General features: G+C 34.7%; 20 protein-coding genes and 1 pseudogene. 14 read left to right on the top strand and 7 right to left on the bottom strand.

The features are described 5' to 3' along the window. Positions 1–90: 90 nt before the first annotated feature. Positions 91–1,776, bottom strand: coding sequence for a methyl-accepting chemotaxis protein (locus QI30_RS04455; protein WP_126989752.1), 1,686 nt, complete (start codon positions 1,774–1,776; stop codon positions 91–93). A gap of 229 nt (positions 1,777–2,005) precedes the next feature. Next, positions 2,006–3,139 carry a hypothetical protein gene (locus QI30_RS04460; protein ID WP_126989753.1) on the bottom strand — a complete coding sequence of 378 codons (1,134 nt, stop codon included), beginning with the start codon at positions 3,137–3,139 and terminating at the stop codon, positions 2,006–2,008. A 217-nt stretch (positions 3,140–3,356) separates the two neighbouring features. Here QI30_RS04460 and QI30_RS04465 point away from each other — a divergent pair, with 217 nt between their 5' ends. Continuing rightward, a complete protein-coding gene (locus QI30_RS04465; protein WP_158620963.1) occupies positions 3,357–4,463 on the top strand; it encodes a ParA family protein in 1,107 nt (368 codons plus the stop codon). Between the two features lie 13 nt (positions 4,464–4,476). Next, complete coding sequence (locus QI30_RS04470; protein ID WP_126989755.1) at positions 4,477–4,809, top strand: hypothetical protein; 333 nt, start codon at positions 4,477–4,479, stop codon at positions 4,807–4,809. 82 nt (positions 4,810–4,891) lie between these two features. On the opposite strand, the gene QI30_RS04475 is transcribed toward QI30_RS04470, so the two are convergent. Beyond that, positions 4,892–6,379: a primase C-terminal domain-containing protein gene (locus QI30_RS04475; protein WP_126989756.1), complete on the bottom strand. Its 1,488-nt coding sequence runs from the start codon at positions 6,377–6,379 to the stop codon at positions 4,892–4,894. 818 nt (positions 6,380–7,197) lie between these two features. Here QI30_RS04475 and QI30_RS04480 point away from each other — a divergent pair. The 9 genes from QI30_RS04480 (at position 7,198) to QI30_RS04515 (ending at position 17,102) form a co-directional block, all read left to right on the top strand. Then, complete coding sequence (locus QI30_RS04480; protein ID WP_126989757.1) at positions 7,198–8,892, top strand: hypothetical protein; 1,695 nt, start codon at positions 7,198–7,200, stop codon at positions 8,890–8,892. Between the two features lie 122 nt (positions 8,893–9,014). Further along, a complete protein-coding gene (gene clpX, locus QI30_RS04485; protein ID WP_126989758.1) occupies positions 9,015–10,283 on the top strand; it encodes an ATP-dependent Clp protease ATP-binding subunit ClpX in 1,269 nt (422 codons plus the stop codon). A gap of 469 nt (positions 10,284–10,752) precedes the next feature. Further along, on the top strand, positions 10,753–10,917 hold the full coding sequence (locus tag QI30_RS20330; RefSeq protein WP_158620964.1) for a hypothetical protein: 165 nt from the start codon (positions 10,753–10,755) through the stop codon (positions 10,915–10,917). An 828-nt stretch (positions 10,918–11,745) separates the two neighbouring features. Next, positions 11,746–12,768, top strand: coding sequence for an SH3 domain-containing protein (locus tag QI30_RS04490; protein WP_126989759.1), 1,023 nt, complete (start codon positions 11,746–11,748; stop codon positions 12,766–12,768). 58 nt (positions 12,769–12,826) lie between these two features. Next, on the top strand, positions 12,827–13,765 hold the full coding sequence (locus tag QI30_RS04495; RefSeq protein WP_126989760.1) for a bile acid:sodium symporter family protein: 939 nt from the start codon (positions 12,827–12,829) through the stop codon (positions 13,763–13,765). A gap of 397 nt (positions 13,766–14,162) precedes the next feature. Beyond that, positions 14,163–15,179 (top strand): alcohol dehydrogenase AdhP, encoded by a 1,017-nt coding sequence (adhP, locus tag QI30_RS04500; protein ID WP_126989761.1) that lies wholly within the window; start codon positions 14,163–14,165, stop codon positions 15,177–15,179. 197 nt (positions 15,180–15,376) lie between these two features. Beyond that, on the top strand, positions 15,377–15,829 hold the full coding sequence (locus QI30_RS04505; protein WP_126989762.1) for a GNAT family N-acetyltransferase: 453 nt from the start codon (positions 15,377–15,379) through the stop codon (positions 15,827–15,829). A gap of 121 nt (positions 15,830–15,950) precedes the next feature. Continuing rightward, complete coding sequence (locus QI30_RS04510; protein ID WP_126989763.1) at positions 15,951–16,538, top strand: hypothetical protein; 588 nt, start codon at positions 15,951–15,953, stop codon at positions 16,536–16,538. A gap of 117 nt (positions 16,539–16,655) precedes the next feature. Beyond that, positions 16,656–17,102, top strand: coding sequence for a hypothetical protein (locus QI30_RS04515; protein WP_126989764.1), 447 nt, complete (start codon positions 16,656–16,658; stop codon positions 17,100–17,102). Positions 17,103–17,123: 21 nt separating this feature from the next. Here the strand turns inward: QI30_RS04515 and QI30_RS04520 are convergent, their stop codons facing one another. Then, positions 17,124–18,104: an arsenic resistance protein gene (locus QI30_RS04520; protein ID WP_126989765.1), complete on the bottom strand. Its 981-nt coding sequence runs from the start codon at positions 18,102–18,104 to the stop codon at positions 17,124–17,126. A gap of 140 nt (positions 18,105–18,244) precedes the next feature. Between QI30_RS04520 and QI30_RS04525 the strand changes: the two genes are divergently transcribed. Next, positions 18,245–18,745, top strand: a complete 501-nt coding sequence (locus QI30_RS04525) for a GNAT family N-acetyltransferase (protein WP_233600518.1) — start codon at positions 18,245–18,247, stop codon at positions 18,743–18,745. A 498-nt stretch (positions 18,746–19,243) separates the two neighbouring features. Continuing rightward, complete coding sequence (locus tag QI30_RS04530) at positions 19,244–19,471, top strand: hypothetical protein (protein ID WP_126989766.1); 228 nt, start codon at positions 19,244–19,246, stop codon at positions 19,469–19,471. Positions 19,472–19,545: 74 nt separating this feature from the next. Here QI30_RS04530 and speG read toward each other — a convergent pair. Next, positions 19,546–20,058: pseudogene (gene speG, locus QI30_RS04535) on the bottom strand (spermidine N1-acetyltransferase). Between the two features lie 192 nt (positions 20,059–20,250). After that, positions 20,251–20,742 carry a hypothetical protein gene (locus tag QI30_RS04540; RefSeq protein ID WP_126989767.1) on the bottom strand — a complete coding sequence of 164 codons (492 nt, stop codon included), beginning with the start codon at positions 20,740–20,742 and terminating at the stop codon, positions 20,251–20,253. A gap of 378 nt (positions 20,743–21,120) precedes the next feature. Between QI30_RS04540 and QI30_RS04545 the strand changes: the two genes are divergently transcribed. Continuing rightward, positions 21,121–21,981: a helix-turn-helix domain-containing protein gene (locus QI30_RS04545; protein WP_158620965.1), complete on the top strand. Its 861-nt coding sequence runs from the start codon at positions 21,121–21,123 to the stop codon at positions 21,979–21,981. Positions 21,982–22,217: 236 nt separating this feature from the next. Here QI30_RS04545 and QI30_RS04550 read toward each other — a convergent pair whose 3' ends face one another. Continuing rightward, a complete protein-coding gene (locus tag QI30_RS04550; protein ID WP_126989769.1) occupies positions 22,218–22,652 on the bottom strand; it encodes a hypothetical protein in 435 nt (144 codons plus the stop codon). Positions 22,653–22,723 lie beyond the last annotated feature (71 nt).

Here is a 22,723-nt window from a genome sequence, read left to right on the forward strand (position 1 = left end):
AACTGCATTTTGTATATTCTGTACAATCAATCCAGCCATATCTACTTTCATGATAATCAACCGACTAATACCCTAATTTCAACATCATTATTATACTTTAAAGCTACTAATTTCCTCATTTAGACGCTGTGCACTTAAGCTTAAATCTTGTGCCACTTCACTCACTTGAACCATTGTTGAAATTTGCTCGCCCATCGCATTCACAATGACCTCAATACTACCAGCAGTCTGTTGTGTGCCTGAAGAAATCTCCTTAACAGAAGCAGATACTTGTTCAGCACCAGCAGATAATTGTTCTGCCGTTGCCGATACATCTTCGATTTGTGAAGTCATCGTATTAATAGCCTCTGAAATTGTTGCAAATGATGTCCCCGCATCTACAATAATTTGTACACCATCTTGTACCGAAACAAGTGAATTCTCAACAGCTTTTTCAACATTTTTCGTATCTGCTTTAATTTCCTGTGTCAATGCAACAATCAAATTTGCCGATTCCTTCGATTGATCAGCTAATTTACTTACCTCTTCTGCTACAACCGCAAATCCCTTACCATGTTCACCTGCACGCGCTGCTTCAATCGAGGCATTCAGTGCTAGTAAATTTGTTTGATCTGTAATATCTGTAATAACACCTGTGATTTTTTCAATCTCTTCGGTTTGCTTAGCTAGTTTATCCACAAGCTGATTTACTAAACTTGTTGAATTGCTAATGATATCCATTTGTGATTTTGCTTGTCCTAAAATAGATACCCCATTTGTTGAAATCCCTCTCGCATTTGTTGATGCATGATTTAACGTTTGGACAGCTTCTGCAATTCGGTGAACTCCCTGCGCTGTTTCATCTGTTGCGATGGCACTTTCATTTGCCGCTTTTGTTGAACCCTCCGTTACCTTTGAAGTAGTTGCTACTTGTGATGAAATGTTTTCATTTGTCGCAGTTACTTCTTCCGTGCTAGCAGATAATTCTTCCGCTGCTGCAGATAAATGCTCTGCATTACTTTGAATATTTTGAATGAGTCGACGCAGATTTTCTTTCATCGTATTTACACCCGTTGTTAAAATACCAATTTCATCCTTTGATTTGTGATTGATATCTTCTTGGGATAAATCTCCGTTTGATACAATTTCGACAGCTTTTGTTACTTGTTGAAGTGGCCTTGTAATCGTACGCTTAATCATCATCATAAGGAAAATCCCAATAAGAATACTGACGACAACACTAATAATTGCTATCATTTTTGTAAATGCAATAGCATCATTTGTTGCCGCTCGCGCTTCCCCTAATTTTTTATTTTGATAATCAATCATCGTTTTCGCTTCTGTCAAAATAGCACCATTTGTTATCGTTAATTTTTCATTAACGATACGACTAGCTTCTTTTAAATTATCATTTTCGACAGCTTTAATAAATTCTTCGAGCTGTCCATTAAATAAATCATTACTTTCATTCATTTTCGCCCATGATTCTTTCATCTCTTTAGAAATTAATAAGCCCTTAATTTCTAAAATATCTTCATCTAAAATCTTCGCACTGTCTTTTAATTCCTGCATTGTCTTTTCATTATTATTTAAAATAACTGCTCGTGCATACAATCCTTGTTGGAATATGCCCTTTTGCACTTTCTCTGCTAATTGTAACTGTTGAACACGGCTACCTAGAGCAAGTTCTGATTGTTCACGAATAGATGCTAAGTTAATTAGTGTAATAATGACTGACGCAATCATTAATCCAATAATTACAGAGAAGGACATATTTAATTTCTTTCGTACATTCATTACAAATCACCTACCTTTGAATTATCTAACACTTTAACTATTTACCCATAAATAAACAAAAATATGTGACTTTCATAATATTTATTCAAAGAAATTAAAAGATATATAGACCAACTAAAAAAGAGAGTAATCCATACGTGTAAAAATGACCCCTTCTAGGAGCATAATAAAAATCGGAATCGCGCTGTCGCGCGGTTCCGATTTTTCGTCCTAGTCAATTTCCTGTATATTATTTTTCTAATGCTACAATTGTTGTTTCAAACTGCTGAACATAGGTATCTAAATCAACACCTGCTCGCTCAACTACACCCGCACTTAGAAGTTGTTTTTCAATTCCTGTATAACTCTTAATAACTGCTAAGAAAGCTTTCGCTTGTTCTTTATTTTGCACCGTTACTTGCTCAGGTGTTGCAAACTTCCCATAGCCAATATATTCTGATAAGCCTTGTAAATCTGCAATTTTAATTAAACTTTGTAGCCATGTATCGCGTAGTACTTGATCATATTTCAAACCAACTTCTTCGCTCGTTAAAATCCATTTCGTCGTATCTGGTAAATTATTCATTTCCATATAGACCGCTGCCATTTCTGTTTGCATCACTTTTAAGAAGGCAATATGCTGTGCTTTACCTGCTTCATCATTCCCCCAAGTTTTTTGCAGTTGCTGATATTGTGCTAATAATTCTTTTGATTGCTTATCTACCTTCACAATCTCTGCTTCAGCTTTTTTTGCTTCAGCTACCACTGCATTAAATGAAGCAACAATCTCCTCTGCACTGCCTGTTTTTAAGAAGCTTGGTAAAATCGCATTTACATTCTCTGCATATTTTAAGCTATGATAAGCTGATGTATCTTGTTTATTTTCTTCTAAATATGCTGTAATAATTGCGGCTGTATCCCCATTTGTTGCTAAAGCCATTTGTACATTTTCTACGAACTGCTCTGCTAGAGAACCAGATGTATTCTTTCCATACGTATACGTAACACCATCAATCGTTTCGTTCGCAAGTTGCCCTTTATAATAGAATAAACTTTTAAATTCCACTAATTTTTTTGTCAGTCTACCGTTCTCAAATAAATACTGTTTATGCTTTGCTGTTTTCAATCCTTTTTTCAATTTAGCATTGTAGTAAAGCTTCATGCTAGCGCCCGATCCCACAACAGCATAGCCTTTGTTTAGTTTACCATTTTTATAAAGCTTTCCTTTATATACTTTAAACCCTTTTACTGCTTTCCCTGTGCTTTTATCCACTAGCACATTCTTTTTATTTAATTTTTCCTTTGATGCTGCTTCACTAGCAGTTGGTGCAACAAGCGTTAGTCCTACTGCAGCCACCATTGTTGATAGCATGATTTTTTTCATTTTGTAACCTCCTAAGTTAATTGTCCTTATAAATATAGTTCTTAAAGGTTAAAAATAGGTTAAATTTTGAATTTTTATGAGAAATTTTAGTTTTTTAAATTAATTAGTTAATTTATTAATAGTTTAATAGCTTAATCATTTAAAAAACTAACATATTAATTTAGTGTTTTTTTTGCTATACTATATGTATTGTAAGAATTAAGGGAGTGTGGAATTTGTGGCAATTAAAATTACGCTAGGTAACAGTAAAGGTGGCGTTGGCAAAACGACCACGACTTGTCTCCTTGCGATTTCTTTAGCAAAACATTTTAATCAACGCGTACTCGTTGTCGACTTCGATGCGCAAGCAGACTCAACTGACTTTTTAGTACGTACATTTAATGTGCAGCATGAGCTAGCCAATCATACATCTGTTTTTGAAGCCATTAAGTCTCCTGAGACCGCTGCTGATGCTGTTGTGAAGTTAGATGAAAATTTAGATTTGATTCCTTCAGGGGAAGAATTAAGCGGGCTGGATTTATTATTATTTAATAAAGGCGTATTTGGTGAATTTGAATCGGGACTTTATTTAGATTTAGTTATTCAACAAGTAGAAGCAAATTATGATTTTATTTTGTATGATGTACCACCTACTTCAAATATCCAAAATATTAATGCTATTGTAGCAAGTGACTATTATATCGGTGTTATGATGACGCAAGCGAAAAGTTACCGTCAAATGAGCAGTTTCCTTAAAGAATCAAATAAAACGGCTGAGAGCGCTCATAATTCGAAATACGGCTATGATGGTGCACAGCTGCTTGGTATTTTAATGTATCTTGAAAATAAACGTAGTAATGTTGATTACACAGTTATTTCTTCGGCACTTCAAACATATGGAGATAATATTTTCTATTCACGTATTTATGAACGTGAACGTGTGAAACGGTATGATTTAGTTCCACCAAACCCAGGTAAGTTTGATCAACATGATAAAAATACGTTTGCGATGTATGATTCGCTTGCACAAGAGATTTTAATCCGTGTTGGTAAATTACCAGCTAATACACCTAAAATTCGCTTAGAACAGCTATTAGAGCTTGCTAGCGATGATTTAAACCATTCAGAGTACAATACACTAATCGAAGCTTTTAATAAAGCTGTTTTCTATCGTGATGATGTTTTAGAAAGCCTTGAATTTACAGCGAATCAATTAACGAGCGCTTTACGCGATGTTTTCAAAGATATTGAAACAGCTAAAAAACGTTTTGTTATCCAACGTATTGTTCAATGGACTGAATCCAAAGGTTCTCTTGCACAATTAAAAGAATTAAAGAATATATAGGAGGTCTCACATTATGGGACGCAAAAACTTATTAGAAAACGATGCACTGAACAGTAAATTTAGTGCAGAAGGTGAAAATCCTCATCAAGCTGCTTTCTCTGAGCCAAAAGCTCGTGGCCTTGCATTAATGAAAGATGAAATTCATGTTGAACCAAAAAAGAAAGAAAAAGTTGAACGTAAAACAACTCTGATGTCTGCTAAGGCACATCAATTCTTTAAAATCAATGCAGCACAACATGACATGAAATTATTAGAAGTTATTGATTTTGCAGTAGATAAACTTCTTGAAATGGATGAACAACAATTCCAAAAAGAACTAGAAGCCTATAAAAATAATTTAAACTAAATAGTTAGCTAAAGACTTCTCTCTAACCAGAGGAGTCTTTTTTATATTACTAGAAATATGTATTGGCACAGTGGAGTATTAATTAGCCAGAGTTACCCACAAGCTTTGGTAATTTGTATGGTGCAAGTTGATAGAGTGTTTCAATGAGTTTTGTGCAAGCTTTTGACGGGATAAAATTTGTTTCAGCAATAAGTGCCCATAATGAAATACGCATAGCACTTTTTTTCGCAAAAAGTTTTTGTGCATGCGTTCGTATATAATTTACATAGCGTGTAACAGTTGTCCAACCAGTTTTTGCACCACGACCTTTTCCTTTTCGCACCAATACTAATTGGTGCGATTTTTTTATGACTTCATTCAATGAGCTTTGTGGCATATTGAGTGCTTCGCATAATTGTTTTTGAGAATGCCAAATAAACGGACCGTTGGTGCATTTTTGTGCATTTAAGTAGGCAATGATGTCCGTTTCCCATTCCGTATAATGACTTCGACTACGTTCATGACGTTCTTTTTTGAATTTGTACCAGCCTCCTGAAGGCAGTTCAAAGTGCTGATTTGGGACGTAAAGCGCCAATAATTCCTGAATGTATTGTTTTGAAGCACCTTGATAGCGCCCTGAATAAGCAGAACGCATCACAGCTGTAAGCTCATTTTTAGCCAAAGGTTGGTGCAAATTCGCATTGAATTCATCGATGATGTCAAACGCCTCGTCTGTAGATTTCCCTTCGCTATAACAAATAAGCGCTAGCGTAAACAATGTATTGTTACGACCGATTTGCCCTTTTGCCCCCTTAATATACGTTGAGTTAATAAGGGCATGGAACCAATCTGTTTGCATCAAGTTGTTTGTAGACGGTTTTGGCTGAGGTGCATAAAGTGGTGCATCTTCATTTTGACGCATTGACCAATCAATGCATTGTTTGATGCTGTATGTTTGATCAAGTTGCACCCACACCATATTTTTTTCCGTTGGTGCACGGAAAAAACCAAAGTCATTGCAATAAAGATCGGCTTTGACGCTGTGTAAGCTCTTTTTTAGATTAGCTGCAATTCGTTTGGCTACTTTTAAGCCTTGGAAATCATGTTTGTTTGAAATATAAAGTGGTTCTGCTAATACAAAGTACACTTGATAACCGCGCGGCGAGGCAATAATGGCCGTTGGTGCACCAATGGATTCATCAAGGCATGTGAGTAAAATATCTTGCACCGAAAAAGCCTTTGTATCAATGTCGACAACAAAAGCATTGATTTGTTGCAAATTCGTTTCGACGAACCCGTGTACAATGGTGCGTTTTGAATCTGTATATGCACCAAAACGGTAAACATTCGGTGTAAAGTGGCTTAAACCGGCAACATCGTCTAATAAACGCTCTTTTGAATTGATAATATAACCTTTTACACCATATTGTGAGAAATCTTTTTTATTTCGCACCGCAAAAAGCACACCTTTACGTGTGTTTCGTTCCAAATGTTCCATTTGTAGACGCTTTTGTTCTGGTGCATGTGAAAATTGATAGCGATATGTCGCAATTCCATCATGTAATAGAGTGTCATAGAACGCATTTAGCATGTTGAGATACACCTCCTCCGATTGTTTTCTCTATTATAGAGAATCCGAAAAACGTGAAAGTGCTCTCTCTAGAGGATTATGCACCAAAATGAAAATGCCCTTGAGCCTTACTGCCACAAGGGTTTGAAATTTTTTTGAAATTTTTTTGTTATACAGGTTTGTCCCACTTTTTTTCATATTGCACCACATATAAAATAGAAATGCACCATTTAAATTTGTATAAAAAGCTGTTGCGACAACATTTGTGAATTTTATCCATCGATGTTTATACACGGGTTTGTACCAAAAATACCCCCGGGTGTAAAAAAAAATACTACACGGGTTTGGAAATGCACCAAAAAAAAGTGCACCAAAAATGCACCAAAAAATCGACAATATGACAACCACGGCTTTTTTAACTACACGGGTTTGTTCCAATGGTGCATATTAAGCCAAATACTACACGGGTTTGGCTGGAGTTTGTACACGGGTTTGTACCAAAAATATGTGTTTTCGCTTAATTGAGGTGCATTTTTACAAAAATTAGGTCATTTTATTTTGTGGGATTTTTTTCCTATTTCTTGTTAATTGTGGTGCGTTTATGGTGGTTGGACAAACCCGTCTACAAAGTGGTGCATATTATGTTTTTTCATCAAGATGGTGCACATTATAGTACACAGGTTTGTCTGTAGTTTTGCACCATTCGGCATATTTGGTGCAAATCCATCGCATTTTTCGACATTTATGCACCATGTCTTAAAAAATGGTGCAGATTTTTGTATACGGCTTTGTTTGATGGTGCATTTTGTTATAATAAATAATAGGAAAAGAGGTGGTGCATGATGGAATATGCAACGATTTCGGAAACAATCTTATTATCATATGAACAAACAAAGATTGCGGTGTATGAAGAAACGAAAGAATTATTCGAAGATGCACCAATGCTATTAGAATTATGGCATCAAGATGCGTACCAGACATCAGATGATGAACGTTTGCACCAGCAACCAAAAAATGAAGCGTTCCTCGCATTATTTAATTTAATTACCGTGGAATTAACCAATTTCAAGCGAATGACGAAAAAGGTAATTCGCGATACGGTTGAAAGTTATAAAGATACGATTACACAAACGATGTTACCTTTTGTACAAATGATGAGTGACGTAGAAATCGATTTTTCAAAACCACTAGTTAATCAAAATTATATGATGACGGATTCAAGCACGACTTTTTATTTGATGCGCAATATCGTCACAAGCAAAAAAGGCTTTGCCGATAATGGGAAAGGTCATCTTGAATCGGAGCTTGTCGATAATCAAGGTCAATTGCATGGTTTGGCCGAATTGCGCCCTGCCCCATTAATGGAAACCGAACCAACAGACTATTTAATTGATGCAGTAGAAAATACACTTAGTTCATTGGATGAATTAACAGCAGATATTTTTGATTTAGTATCATATATGTGGATGACTGGCGAACATACAAGTGATGGCTTCATTGAATTTCATAGTGATGATGCCCTCCTTTTACAGCATGGACATAATGATGATGCCCTTGACACAATGAAATTTAAAGAACGAGATCGATTCAATATTATGCGTCGGGTCGCTGCGCTAACGAGTGTATGGGTGGCGCTTAATGATGGACCGGACCGTTTGAAAATCGTCAATTCACGTGATATTAATTCGAAGCTATACAAATTCCAAGACTTCAAGCGGATGTTTGAGGTAGGAAATGTTCGTATTGCCTTTGATAAAAAAACGAATAAGCCAAAAGGGATTTATGCACTTGAGATTAAACCATCATCGTTATTACAACCATATTTAAATGGCAGTAAATCGTCATTAGGTGTGCTCGACTTAAAAGTATTTAAATATAGTTATTTTACACAGCGGGAGCATAAGCGTCTAACTCGTTATTTGAGTCGTCAATGGAAAATTCGTGTCGTTCGAGGAACATTACATCAGCCATTTAAAATTGGTACATTGCTAAAGGAAATGAATTTTCCTGAGCGTTTAAATGGTGTGCAACTTCGGGATAAATTTGAAGAAGTATTAGATGATTTGCAGCGCGATGAAATTATTAAAGCGTGGAATTATAGTGAAACGATTGATGAAGCGCGTGTTGGCAAACGTGGGTGGGTAAAAAATTATTGGAGCCAGCTAAGCGTGACAATTTTACCTCCGGATGTGGTTGTATTAGAAAACCGCAAACAAATTCCATTGCCAACTAATTCAGACGAGAAACTTATAGAAGAATCCACTGAAGAAGTCATTGAAGCAATTTTTGAAGATGTTGCAGAGCCAGAGCAGGAAGCCTTTGACTTTGATGAAGTCATTGAAGAATCTGCGGTTATGTTATTAACACCCGAAACGATGCGAGCTAAAATCGATGAACTTGGTTACTCGATTCGTAAAGCTGCTGAGGAAATGGGAATGAGCCATACAACATTGTCACGTTATATGAATCATAAAATTAAACGACATAACAAGGACAATGACAAAAAAATGCTTCAGTGGATGAAAGATAATTAGAGCTTGTTAGTGTACGCTTGAAATAGATAGCGGTATAATTTAACTATGCAATAAGCATAGTTAATTGACGAATAAAACATACTAGTTTAAAGTATGTGAACAACAACGCCTAGGGGGATATTATGACGAACGAAAAATTAACACAATGTAGTATTTGTCATCAGGAATTAGAAGGTACCGTTTTTATTAAAGGTCCAGATGAGAAAGTAGCAATTTGTGAAGACTGTATTCAAACAGCTTATGAAATTTTAGGATTAGGTCCTGTACAATATAATGAGGTTAATGAGTCAGATGAATCAATGTTAAATGCTGAAAACTTTGTCCGCCCTTCTATTATTCGTGATTACCTAAATGATTTTGTTATTGGTCAAGAAGAAGCGAAACGCGTATTAGCAGTCGCAATTTATAATCACTTAAAACGTATGGCACATAACGCACACCGTGAAGAAGGTCAACCAGAAATTGAAAAATCAAATGTATTAATGGTTGGACCAACGGGTTCAGGTAAAACGTATCTACTACGTAAAGTGGCAGAGCTAATTGACATTCCAATGATTGTAGCAGATGCTTCAAGTATGACAGCAGCTGGTTATGTAGGTAGCGACCCAGAAATTATGTTGCGCCAATTACTACAAGCAGCAGATGGCGATCTAGACCGCGCACAACGTGGAATCATTTATATTGATGAAATTGATAAATTAGGTCGTAAATCAGAATCAGCTTCAATCACACGTGATGTATCAGGTGAATCTGTACAACAACAAATTTTAAAAATTCTTGAAGGTACAAAATCTCAAGTACCATTAGATGCCAACCGCTTACACCCAGGTGGCAACAATGTTGAAATGGATACATCAAATATTTTATTCGTTGTTGGGGGTTCATTTGAAGGTATTGAAGAAATCATTAAAAAACGTTTGGGTGAAGAAGGTCGTCGCATTGGTTTTGACGAAATTTCAGAAGCTGAACAAAAGAAAAAAGATTTCAACCACTACATTTTAGAAGTAGAGGCTGAGGACTTACGCAAATTTGGTATGATTCCGGAATTACTTGGCCGTCTACCAGTCGTTGTACCACTACAAGAACTAGATGTGGATGCATTGACACGTATTTTAACAGAACCACAAAATGCATTACTAAAACAATACAGTTCATTATTAAGCTATGATGGTGCTGATATTGAATTCTCAGACGAAGCAGTAAAAGCAATCGCTGAAATTGCTTACGAGAAGAAAACAGGTGCACGTTCATTACGCTCTGTATTAGAAAAAGTATTATTACCGCATATGTTCAATCTTCCTGATGAAGAAGAAAACGTAACGTTTTACTTTGATGAAGAATCAATTCGCAGTGGCAAAGCACCAAAACGTATTGTGAAAGAATCAAAATAATAAACGAAAATCCCTACAGCAACTGCTGTGGGGATTTTTTAATTAACTAATAAATAAATTAGTATATTAATAATTTAATCAGTTAATAAATTAAAAAACTAATTAGTTAATTGATTTTTTTGAATGGAGTATTTAATATTCTTTATAATAGAAAGAACATCAAACTTTTAGCAAGAACCGATACAACGTAAATTGAGGCTTAGCTAAGAAAAAATAAAATTTATTTTGTATGATTTTAAAAGTAATCATTTCGCTGATAGATAAAGGACATTCTCTATACAATGTCGAATAGAATATAAACAAGAAAAGTAAGTGCAAGTTATTAAAAACTACGCTCTAATGTAGACAGTAAATAGTATATGTAACTTATTATCCTTTTACGACTTCTTGGAATATCACAAATAAATAAATAATTAATTAGTTAACCAATTAATTATTTAACTAATTAATTGAAAATGGAGGTATACATATGAAACAATTTCTATTAACAGCACCATTGTACTTTATGACAGGGATTGGGTTTTATCATGCATTATTCGGCAGTAATAAATTATTTGGGATTATTATTTTAGTAGTTGGTATCTTAGGGATTTCGTTAGATTTGATTTCAAAGCGTACGAAGAAAGTTACGTAACTTTATAGACATGAGATAATCAGGAACTGCTACTATGGTGGTTCCTATTTTTTATATAACAAACTAATAAATAAATAAATTACTTTGTTAATTAGTTAATTTATTTTACGAGAGAATGATATGACGACTATTTAATTTGTAAGACACGCACGCATTCTCATTATACGACAGATGAATAGAATCGCCCGCTTTCAATAGAAGGAAGAGAAGAAGTAGAAAAATTAGTCTCTTTTTTCAGTACATACATATTGATGCTCCATAGGCCAGGAATTACCGAAGAACAGCAAGATTGCAAAACAAAAGAAGTTAAACATACATACTCTTGAAGGTTTAAATGAACGCCGTGTTTCTAGTGCACCAGTGAAACGTTTTGAAGAAGTAATGCATAAACTATGGGGCGTCAACCATCGTTTTCCCTCCCTAGTGGAGAATTAAATGAAGTAGCACGGCATAGAATAAGGAAGGCAATGGATCAATTAGTCGTAAAGCATGCGCAACGAACCTTGTTAATAGGCACACATGAAAATATCTTTACATTGTGGTTATAATCATATGATTCAAACTATAGTTATATGTTTTGGAAGTCTTTAAAAATGCCAGAAATAATTAAAGTCGTTGTGAAATCAGCGAAAGCACGGGAGGTAGAAAGGGTTTGTTTCACGTGAAACAAATAGTAATAGATACTCTATATTAATTAGTTAAACTATTAATTTATTAACTAATTAATTTTATAAATTTTAATGCTTTCGTTTCATTTTTATAAAAACCTCCCTAAACTAACCATTTTCCGTTAGAATAAGAAAGACTAGCAATGTTGGAGGTACACAAATGAATAAAACATTTCAAAGAGTAAGCTGCCTCATCATAGCAACGAGTTTGCTAGCTGCTTGTAGTTCGACGAGTGCTGAGAGTGATCAGAGTAATAAAATGATAGCAGCAAAAGAGGAAAAGGTTCCGAAGAATTTCACGAAGGAACTTAATGAAATTGTTGATGATCGTACACTAGAAATAGCAGAGAATGTTTTAGTGTATGCACATAAATATGAACAACAATATGACACACCTATTCAAGATAAGAAGCAAGAATTCAAACGAGCGCTTGTAAATATTGTGAATACATCATATTTAGAAGGTGATACTGCGGCGAAGGCTTCACAGCTCTTTAAAACTTATTTTTTAAAGGAAGCATTTGAAGAAAATAGCACAGAGTATGCGTTACTAGAAAACTATTCTCAAGCATTGATTCAATCGCTGCGTTTAGAAATAGCGGACGAGCAAAATAATGAAGATGTCGCAGAGAAATCTGAAGATGAGTTAGATTTGTTGAATGATAAGATTGCAGAAAGTGCCAAAGCTTTAAATTCAAAGCTCGGAAATAAAATTTATAAAATGCTTAATAACTCACTGGAAAATTCGTCAGAAGAAGACAATATTTACGTGAGTACAGGTCGTTTAAAAGATGGATTGAATTTAAGACAGGCCCCAAGTGCAGAATCGCCATTAGCCCTACCAAAGGAATTGCCAAATGGAACGGCGCTTAAGGTCATTAGCAAACAAGGCAACTGGTATAAAGTATTTGTGATTGGCAAAGGTGTAGAAGGTTGGGTAAATAGCACATTTACATCGATTACTGCACCAACATACAAAGAAGCGTACGCAGCTTTTGTCGAAGTATATAACGACACATTAGTATTACGTGAAGGTGCAGAAAAGACGTATCCGAAAATTGCAGAGCTAGAAAATGGTACGGAACTACAAGTCTATGATGAATCAGATGGCTGGTATTATGTACATGTTCCAAGTATTAATGAGTATGGATGGGTACATAGCTATTTTGTTACACGTGAATAATTAAAATGAATCGCGCTTAGTCGCGATTTTTTGTTATGGAATGAAAGAAGGGGTATAGATGTTAAATAAATTAAATCACTTTATACAGAGATGGATGCCCATTCTAACACCACTTAGTCTAGTAGTAGGTGTAATTTTAGAGGATATCGGACAACATTTACTATTTTTAGTAGCATGGTTATTTGCTTTTATGACACTTGTTAGTGGGTTGAAAATGAATTTTCGTGATGTGAAAGTTTTTACAAAGTATCCTAAAACGATTTTATTCACAATTGCTTTTTTACATATTTTAATGCCACTTTGGGCATATGGATTATCCCAATGGGTTTTTGATGATCATTTACTGACGATTGGTTTTATTTTATCGGTTGCAGTCCCAACCGGTGTAACGAGTGTCATTTGGGTAACAATTGGTCGAGGAAATATTCCACTATGTTTAGCTATTATTTTAATTGACACATTATTAGCTCCGATTATTATGCCTGCCCTTCTTCATCTTTTTGTTGGAGAAACGATTCAAATCGATACAATGGGTTTGATTATGGATTTAATTTGGATGATTGTACTACCCTCTCTATTAGGAATCGTCATAAATGAGGTGTCAAAAGGACAAATTCAACGAAAATATGGTGCGGTGTTATCTCCTCTATCAAAGCTATGCTTATTTGGTGTTATTATGATTAATAGCAGTGCGATTGCGCCCTATTTAAAAAATATCAATAGTGAATTGGCGCTTGTGATTGGTATTGTTTTTGCACTTGCGGTTTCTGGCTATTTGATTGCATTTATTATTGGTTACATCGTTTGGAAGGATCGGACGATTGCAACGACATTTTTATTTACTGCAGGTATGCGAAATATTGCGGTAGGTGTCATTATTGCGACAACCTATTTTCCGGCCAAAGTTGCGATGCCAGTTGTTTTTGGTATGTTGTTTCAGCAAATACTGGCTTCGGTTTTCAATAAATTGAATGAGCGTCAAGTAACTAAAGTTTAGCGCAGCGTTAAAAAAGAAACAATTATGAGTAATTTAAAAATGCACTAAAAAAAATTAGGAAATGTAAAAAATAACTTCATATTAATCAATTAAAAGAAAGACGTATATTATTTAATAGGTCTTTCTTTTTTTATAAACTTATTTAATGTAATTTGACGTATTCATAAAAAAATAGGTAATAAAACTTACTTTACTATTTTATCGCATTGAAATACGGTTGATTTTTGATAGAAATTCACAATAAAGGTAATGTTTATTATTTTAATTAAAAGAAAATTCAGAAAAAATAAATTGACTAAATTATGTAAAAAAAGTATAGTGAAACCATAAATGATAATTATAATCATTTATTTTTCACCGAAAAATATTCCCCAAATGAGAAAGGAGAAATTTTTAGATGAAAGCAGCAGTAGTAACGAGTGATAAGTCCGTTAAAGTTGAGGACAAGCAATTAAGAGCACTAGAATATGGAGAGGCACTGGTAAAAACCGAATATTGTGGCGTTTGTCATACAGACTTACATGTGAAAAACGCAGATTTTGGTGATGTGACAGGCGTGGTGCTTGGACATGAAGGTGTCGGAAAAGTTATTGAAATCGGCGAAGGTGTCGAATCATTAAAAGTCGGTGACCGTGTATCAATCGCATGGATGTACGAGAGTTGTGGACATTGTGAATATTGTACAACAGGCCGCGAAACATTGTGCCGTGATGTAAAAAATGCGGGTTATACAGTCGATGGCGCAATGGCTGAGGAAGTTATTGTTAAAGCCGATTACGCAGTAAAAGTACCAGATAATTTAGATCCTGCAGCAGCGTCTTCAGTGACATGTGCGGGAGTTACGACATATAAAGCAGTGAAAGAATCACAAATTCGACCAGGTCAATGGATTGGTGTATTTGGTATTGGCGGCTTAGGAAATTTAGCTGTACAGTATGCTAAAAATGTATTTGGCGCTAAAGTAGTCGCATTTGATATTAGCGATGAAAAATTAGCCTTTGCGAAAGAGCTAGGTGCGGATGCAACCGTAAATTCATTAAATGAGGACCCTGTTGAAAAAGCAAAAGAATTAACAGGCGGTAAAGGGCTAGATGCAACGGTTATTACAGCAGTTGCAAAAACGCCATTTAACCAAGCAATTGATGTTGTAAAAGCAGGTGCACGAGTTGTAGCAGTTGGTTTACCTGTCGATAAAATGGATTTAAATATTCCACGCCTTGTACTAGACGGCATTCAAGTAGTGGGTTCATTAGTAGGAACGCGTCAAGATTTACAAGAGGCATTCCAATTTGCAGCTGAGGGTAAAGTAGTGCCGAAAGTTGCCCTTCGTCCAATCGAGGATATTAATGATATTTTAGAAGAAATGGAAGAAGGTAAAATCACAGGCCGTATGGTAATTGATTTCACAAAATAATACATTAGTAAAACACTCATATGCTGTTTTTTCAGCATATGAGTGTTTTAAAATTAATTAGTTAATTTATTAAACTATTAACTAATTAATAAATAAATTCCCTTCTATATAATATGTTTGAAGCTGTAGTGCTTGACTATACAGTAACTGGATAGTTTACAGTAAGGATGTAAAAGAAAAAGAAGGGTCTTGAAATTATGTTTTCGGAAATCTGTGAAATCACAGTAGATAATAAACAACAGGCACTACAATTAAAAGTAGCGCCAAATCAGCAAGGTTATGTAGAGACAGTGGAAGAGTGTCTAACTGAAGCGCGTGAAGATACGCGCTATGTACCTGTTGGATTGTATGACAATAATACAATGGTTGGCTTTGCAATGTATGGCCGTTTTGTAGAAAATAACGAGGAACGCATTTGGTTTGATCGATATTTAATTGATGAGCATTTTCAAGGAAGAGGCTACGGCAAATATTTTATGAAACAAGTGTTGGATTTTTTAACGGAAAAATATCATTGTCATAGCATTTTTTTAAGTGTTTACGATGATAATTTATTTGCCATTCAACTCTATGAAAAAATGGGCTTTCACTTTAATGGAGAGCTTGATGTCCACGGTGAAAAGGTGATGGTTCGTGAACTAATAAACTAACTAATAAATTAAAAGAAGCTACCATCTAAAACGTGGCATAGCTTCTTTTTTGTTATACTAAATAAAATTAATTAGTTAATTTATAAAACAATTAATAAATAAATTTACTGAGGTGAAGACAATGATAAATATTGCATGTTTGCATGCACACTACTCAAATATTGCTTATATAGAACGGGCTTTTTATAGTCATACTGTCCAACTGGAGCACTATGTAGATCCAGGTGTGATGTGGCATGTACAACATCATCAAATAGAGCAAGCCAAAATGCAGGTAGGGAAGCAGCTCCAATGGATTGCAACAACTAAACCAGATGTCCTTGTTGTAACGTGTACGAATTATATTGCGTTAATGGATGCGTCATTGTCGGTACCGATGATTGAAATTGATGTGCCGTTTTTTAAATTACTCAAACAACAAAAACTACCGCTAACCTTATTTTTCACGAATCCACAAACGGTCGAAGGAACGCTTAAACGTTTATATACATATGTAACTAGAGAGGTAGAGGTTGTGGTCATTCCAAAAGCATTTGATTTATTAATGGCGGGCGATAAAGTGGCGCATGACAAAATTGTTATGGCAGCACTGCAAGACGCACCAAAAAATGCAGCGGTTGCACAGCTTTCCATGGTAGATGCTGCAGAAAAAAACGGGCTACTGCATCCATTAATGCCACTTGTCGAAGCTATACTAAATAACGAATAAAGGTTTGAATTCGTTATTTAGTATGTGCTTGTATTTAAAAGAAGGAAAATAGAATATGAAGCTTTTAGGCTTTCAGGCTTTTTTTGTTATACAATAATGTTAAATAGGGGGGATAAAATGGAAAAGTACGATAAAGGCGGCTTTTATGAATTGTCATTGGAGCTTACTGAAGGTCAATTAGTACAGGCGCTTGAACGATTACATACAGATAATGTTGTTGGCATAGCTCATTTTACAGGAGATTATGTAGAGTTACAGGGGCAATTACGTGTAGCTGAAGGGCGTGTCCCATGCGTTGTGACGGCAATGCAATCAGAGGGTGAGACCAGTTGGCTAACGCTTAGCGTGTCCCCAAAAGTATTGCGCCGTACAGGTTCTGCTGCAATAAATGAAGCATTTATTACAGTAGCAGAGCAATTGAACCCGTTCTTACTTGGTTTAATTGGCGAGGAAGTTAATGGCATCACAAGTCATGAGGATGTAAATGTTGAAGAGTTTCCGAACATTATTATTTTATTAAAGGATGCACAGCAAAAAAGAGGCTTCCAAATTTACGGTCAATAATAAGAAAAAGCAGAAAATGCTTTACGCGTTTTCTGCTTTTTTGTCTCGTAAAATAAATGCTGGAACGAGGCGGATATAAAGGAGCTCCATAATAATTTCAACAATTGTTTGCGTTACAATAATGGCCGCGACAAAAGTTTGTACAGCGCTAGGAAGTGCAAGAGCTAATGGGAGCACAACGAGTGAATTTCGTGTGAAGCTGCTAAAAATTAACGCACGTCCTGCATCGATGTCTAAGCGGAAAAGCGTTGCAATCGCTTTGGCAATCCACGGCATGATGAGCATAAATAAAATATAGATTGGAATGACAATTAAAATATCCTCGATAAATGTTAAGACCTTCGTAATTTGTGAAGCCACAATGATAAATAAAGTGAATGCCATGAACGGAACCGGTAGCCACGCGGAACCATCAAGTACCTTTTGGGCAACTTCTTTTTTCGTTGCAAGTAATTGAGTACAAACAGAAACAATTAGTGGTAGTAAAATAATGACTAAAAATGTTTCAATAAATGGGCGAATTTCGATAATTGCTGCGGCATGCTCTCCCATAAAAAGTGTTAAATAAACTGGTAGCAAGAGCATTTGCGCAAGTAATAAAATCGGTGTAGCAAGGAGCATTAGCTTTTCATTCCCACGACCAAGCGCTGTGAAAACGATGACATAGTCAATGCAAGGTGTTAGTAAAACAAGAAAGACTCCAAGAAGCATCGGTGAATTGTCAGGTAGTAAGTGTGTTAATAGCCAGACAACTAGCGGTACTACAAGAAAATTTGTCGTTAATAGTGCTGCAAGAAAACGCTTATTGACGAATGATTTTTTTAAGGATGTAAATGGAATTTGCGAAAACATGCTATACATTAAAATGGCGAGTGTTATCGAAATAATTGCAGAGAATGAGCTGGCAATTGAAGGTGAGAAGATACCAGCGAGTGCACCAAGAAAGAGTGCCAAGAAATAATAATAAATTTGTTGTTTTTCAAGTGTATCTCGAGTGAGCAATTGAAGTGGAGGCTCCTTTCTATGAATGCTGTACTTATTGTAGCACAGCGTATTCTTTTCTTAAAAAAGTGTTTAAATAAGTTAGCTGATAATGTAAAAAAATTCCTGTATACTAACAACTAAAGAATGGGGGAGACAGTATGATCACTATTCGCGAAGCTATAAAAAAAGATGCAAGTGGGATTGCAGCAGTGCATGTTGAAAGTTGGCAAACAACGTATAAGGGGATTATTCCACAATATTTTTTAGATGAATTATCTGTAGGAGAGCGCACAAAATTATGGAATCAAAATTTAGAAAATCGTGAAAATATGATATTTGTAGCTGAGGATTCATCGGGAATTATCGGCTTCATTACCGGAGGAAAACGTAAGGAAAATACAGAAGTAGGTGTGACGGACTTAACATCACTTTACTTATTAGATGTTTGTCATGGGCAGGGAATTGGTCGCAAATTAGTAGACCAACTGATGCACGCTTTTAAAAAGCAGGGCTATAAAAAAGTATATGTCGATGTGTTAGCGGATAATGCGACGCGCCACTTCTATACGTATTTAGGTGCAGACTATGTTAAAACGGTAAAAGTTCGTATAGGTGGTAGGCTATTGAATGAAGAAGTATATGTTTTTGAAATTAATTAGTTAATTTATTAAACTATTAATTAATAAATAAATTTAAATAGAACATCAGATAATTAACGAATTGTATGATGCACGTTTCCCAATCGAATTTAAAAATAGCTATCGATTTTTACAATAATTTAGGTTTAATAGTAGATCATCTTGTAGACGATAAATTTATATTCTTTTAGATTGTAGAACAGAAAAACTAGTTAGGATTGTAACATGCTAACGTATCTTGTCACCCATTTGTTCGGCATATTGCTTTAAGTAGAGCTGGAGGATTTAGAAGATGTAGTCAAACGGTTGCAACATCGGGATATTGCATCAAGAGAAGCTTTTGGATTTGCGCCGACTGAGCCATTCCTAATAGCAAATGAAATAGGGGCTCGCGCAAAAATTCACTTTAATGATCCGGATGACAATAGTTTGGCGTTTATCACACCTCTTCGAATCCTAAAAAATAACAGAAATGTATTATTTGAATAAATGAAAAGTGTAGAACGATAGGAGGCTTATATGCGGAAAACAACAAATCATCCGAAGTTAAAAGCTTTTTTCGATGGGCTATTTTTAATTGGGGCTTTGCTAATTATTATTAAAATTATTGTAGCACTTGGAAATCATTTTTTAGATTGGCAAATCACCTTTTTTAATGATTCGCTTTTTTGGATGGCAGGACCATTGCTTATAGCGATTATTGGTGCCATTGGCACAGAGGCACTTTCAAGAAGAAAAAATAATTAATTAGTTAGTTAGTTAATTTGTTAACTAATTAATAAATAAAAACACTACTCTCAATATCGAGTAGTGTTTTTATTTTAATTGTTTAAAAAATCGCGCTGGAACATGCACATTCGAATCGCATCATGGTAGCTCCCATTAATGAAAAATTCTTCTTTCAGTTCGCCTTCAATTTGAAAGCCTGTCTTTTGATAAATATGAATTGCCTTGTGATTCTTTTTATCGACGAGTAAATAAATCTTGTGCAAGTTTAAAATCGTAAAGGCATATTCAGTTGCAAGTTTAGTAGCTATACTTGCGTAACCTTTTCCCTGTGATTGTGGGTCGATAATAATTTGAAACTCTGCATTTCGGTGAATTAAATCGATTTCTACTAGCTCAACGAGACCAACAATTTGTTTATCATCCATTAAGATAAAACGACGTTCACTTTGGTTATGAATATGTTTCTCGAATAAATCTTGTAACTCGGCAAATGATTCATAAGGTTCTTCAAATCAATAAGAAATAATTTTGTTGTCGTTATTTAAGAGATGAATATAGCGTAGATCTTCACGTTCAAGAGCGCGTAATTGTATATTTGCTTTCATAAGTATAACTCCTTCATGATTTCTACGTTGAGCATAAAGTATCCAGTAGCTGTAGAGTCAACATGTGTAAAAATTAAAATTAATTAGTTAATAAATTAGTTTGTTAATTGTTTTATTTATAAATTCATTTTGAAAATCTACCTGTCATTTCAAGCTTATGATTTAGCAAAAGTGCCTTTTTGGTGGAGTCAATTAATTCCGTATTCTTTTTTGCTTGCGTAGTGCTAATGCTTGATGAAAACAGTTTTGAGCCTTTTGATGAAACCCAACTTCCATATAACATTTCCCCATATGCTGCAAAATAAAATCTCGATGTGATTCGATAAGATGTGTATCACATAAGAATAGTGCCTTTTTAAATAATTTTAACGCAAGCGCATGTAAGTCACTATATTTGTATGTTTCACCAAGACGAACAAGTGTAATGAGTTCTTTTTTAGGGTCATTGTTTTCTCGCGCATAATCCAGACAGATGTGAAAATAATTTTCAGCCACAACAATATCAGTTGGAACATGCACACTGTGAAGGCGATAATAATAACCAAGAATACTAGCAAGCCGGTATATTTCTAAATCCTTCGCATGGGAGAATTGTCGCTCATATTCAGTGATTTTTTGCTGTAGATGTTGCTGGTCCAATGTTGCTTCTCGCAAAAAATGCTGCTCGTCAAAATAAACTTTCATATCCTTTCCTCCTTTTTGATACAGAAAAACCCACAATTCTCATGGCGGTGAAGAATTGTGGGCCCAATTCGGGTTATTACATAATAGGGATTTTTAAATTAAGTACTAGTAAGAGGTGATCTCCATTTGGGATGAATAATGGAATCATTCTTTAGATAAAAGCATATTTAAGAATTTAAGGCTTAACTAGCCACCAGTGATCTGCTGCTGCGACAATAACTGTTGCTGCTAGCAAAGAATAATACCCTAGTGCTGTTTTAAATTTTGTTGAAAATTTATGTTTTTCCATTATCATCACCTCCTTAAAAATAATATAATAGAAAAGTGAACCTTGTGCACAGTTTGTAAACTATATGACACATTTGGATGGTGGAGAAATTGAAAATTGGAACATTAATAAAACGAATCCGTAAGAGCAAAAGTCTAACACAACAACAAGTTGCCAATGCCATGATGATTACAAGACCCTATTTAGCAAAAATCGAAAACAATCATCATCAAATTTCTTCAGAGAAATTAACATATATTTTAGACTATTGTAATGTGAATTATGATGAATTTCTTTTTATGAAAAATGATTTTAAAGTAAGTGAGAAGACAGGTACTTATTCAGAAATAATAGATATGTATGTGAAAAATGATTTTGAAAGTGTAAATAAATTAAAAGAGCATTCCCAATATAAATTTGAAGAAACACAGGATATTTATTATCGACATTTAGTCATTTTATGTGAGTGCATTGCAATGAAATTTGATATAGAAAAAATACCAGAGTTTTATCGTCAGGAGCTAACGGAGTATCTAATGAGTGTTAATGAATGGACTTATTATGAATTGGTTTTGTTCAATAATTTTTTATACTTATTTCCACCTAATACAACAATGCTTCTCGCAGATAATCTAATAGATAGAGCTTTAAAATATAAAGAATTAAAAAGCGATTATGAAATTATTGGAATGTTATTGTTCAATCTTATCAATATAAGTTTTAAAATAAAAAACTATAAAAAGATAGACATATTTTTAAATGTTGCTAAAAAATTATATAGTGAGCAAAATCGTTTCTTCGAGCAAACGATGATTAAATACTATACAGGCTTGCGTATGATTTTAGATAAAAAAGAAGAGGGAATCGAACTTAGTCGCCAGGCGCTTGAAGTTTTTAAATTACTTGATCATCATGATCTATATACTTTTTATGAAGGGCGTTTGCATCAATTATTAAAAGAAATGGAATAACTAAAAAGCTCCTACGACAGGTATGTGTTATAGGAGTTTTTTGCTGGATAGAATGCATTAGATAATACCATTTTACAATGTTTCATGGTCTCAAATTAAAAACCGTCTGCTTAGAAATTGTTTATCGATGTGCGGGTACTGTATAAAAACTTGGGTCGAAATCTTTTTCTTTTTTCAGATGGGACCGGTATGCCTTAATATAAACACCTAATGTATCACGGTTATAACGCAATGCCTTAATACGCATAAAATAATCTTGCATTAAGTACATCATGATAAGGAAGATGAAGATTAAAGAAATTATGATGTAGTCGGTTTGTGAAAACAGGATTTTCTTCAAATTTTTCATAGCTAATTGTTGAATTGAAAATCGTAATAATCGCGCTATCTTCCTCAATTGACATTTGTTTAAGCTCCTGTCTGCCAGTAATGACGACCGGCTGGATAAAATCAAAATTGTTTAGCCCGATTTCATTTAAATTTTGAACGGTTTCAGAGAGCACTTGATTTGCTGTATAACGCTGTTTATCTGCTTGTGTATGAAAATAAACAATGTTAATGAGTTCAATTTCATTTGCTAAATATCGTTCAACAAAACCTTGAATGGCATAGGCAAATGTAAAATTGTCACTGAAAAAATAAACTTTTTGCAATGAAATAGAATGAGCCAAAATGTAAAACATCTCCGTTCGATTTATATTATATAATTAATGGAAATAAATTCTTTATATATATCGGTCAC

This window comes from Candidatus Kurthia intestinigallinarum (genome assembly GCF_003991225.1).
GTDB lineage: Bacteria > Bacillota > Bacilli > Bacillales_A > Planococcaceae > Kurthia > Kurthia populi.

Excerpts from the sequence above, each read along its gene's own strand:
- QI30_RS04455 (WP_126989752.1), bottom strand. The coding sequence starts at position 1,776 with ATGAATGTACGAAAGAAATTAAATATGTCCTTCTCTGTAATTATTGGA.
- QI30_RS04460 (WP_126989753.1), bottom strand. The coding sequence starts at position 3,139 with ATGAAAAAAATCATGCTATCAACAATGGTGGCTGCAGTAGGACTAACG.
- QI30_RS04470 (WP_126989755.1), top strand. The coding sequence starts at position 4,477 with ATGGGACGCAAAAACTTATTAGAAAACGATGCACTGAACAGTAAATTT.
- QI30_RS04475 (WP_126989756.1), bottom strand. The coding sequence starts at position 6,379 with ATGCTAAATGCGTTCTATGACACTCTATTACATGATGGAATTGCGACA.
- QI30_RS04480 (WP_126989757.1), top strand. The coding sequence starts at position 7,198 with ATGATGGAATATGCAACGATTTCGGAAACAATCTTATTATCATATGAA.
- clpX (WP_126989758.1), top strand. The coding sequence starts at position 9,015 with ATGACGAACGAAAAATTAACACAATGTAGTATTTGTCATCAGGAATTA.
- QI30_RS20330 (WP_158620964.1), top strand. The coding sequence starts at position 10,753 with ATGAAACAATTTCTATTAACAGCACCATTGTACTTTATGACAGGGATT.
- QI30_RS04490 (WP_126989759.1), top strand. The coding sequence starts at position 11,746 with ATGAATAAAACATTTCAAAGAGTAAGCTGCCTCATCATAGCAACGAGT.
- QI30_RS04495 (WP_126989760.1), top strand. The coding sequence starts at position 12,827 with ATGTTAAATAAATTAAATCACTTTATACAGAGATGGATGCCCATTCTA.
- adhP (WP_126989761.1), top strand. The coding sequence starts at position 14,163 with ATGAAAGCAGCAGTAGTAACGAGTGATAAGTCCGTTAAAGTTGAGGAC.
- QI30_RS04505 (WP_126989762.1), top strand. The coding sequence starts at position 15,377 with ATGTTTTCGGAAATCTGTGAAATCACAGTAGATAATAAACAACAGGCA.
- QI30_RS04510 (WP_126989763.1), top strand. The coding sequence starts at position 15,951 with ATGATAAATATTGCATGTTTGCATGCACACTACTCAAATATTGCTTAT.
- QI30_RS04515 (WP_126989764.1), top strand. The coding sequence starts at position 16,656 with ATGGAAAAGTACGATAAAGGCGGCTTTTATGAATTGTCATTGGAGCTT.
- QI30_RS04525 (WP_233600518.1), top strand. The coding sequence starts at position 18,245 with ATGATCACTATTCGCGAAGCTATAAAAAAAGATGCAAGTGGGATTGCA.
- QI30_RS04530 (WP_126989766.1), top strand. The coding sequence starts at position 19,244 with ATGCGGAAAACAACAAATCATCCGAAGTTAAAAGCTTTTTTCGATGGG.
- QI30_RS04540 (WP_126989767.1), bottom strand. The coding sequence starts at position 20,742 with ATGAAAGTTTATTTTGACGAGCAGCATTTTTTGCGAGAAGCAACATTG.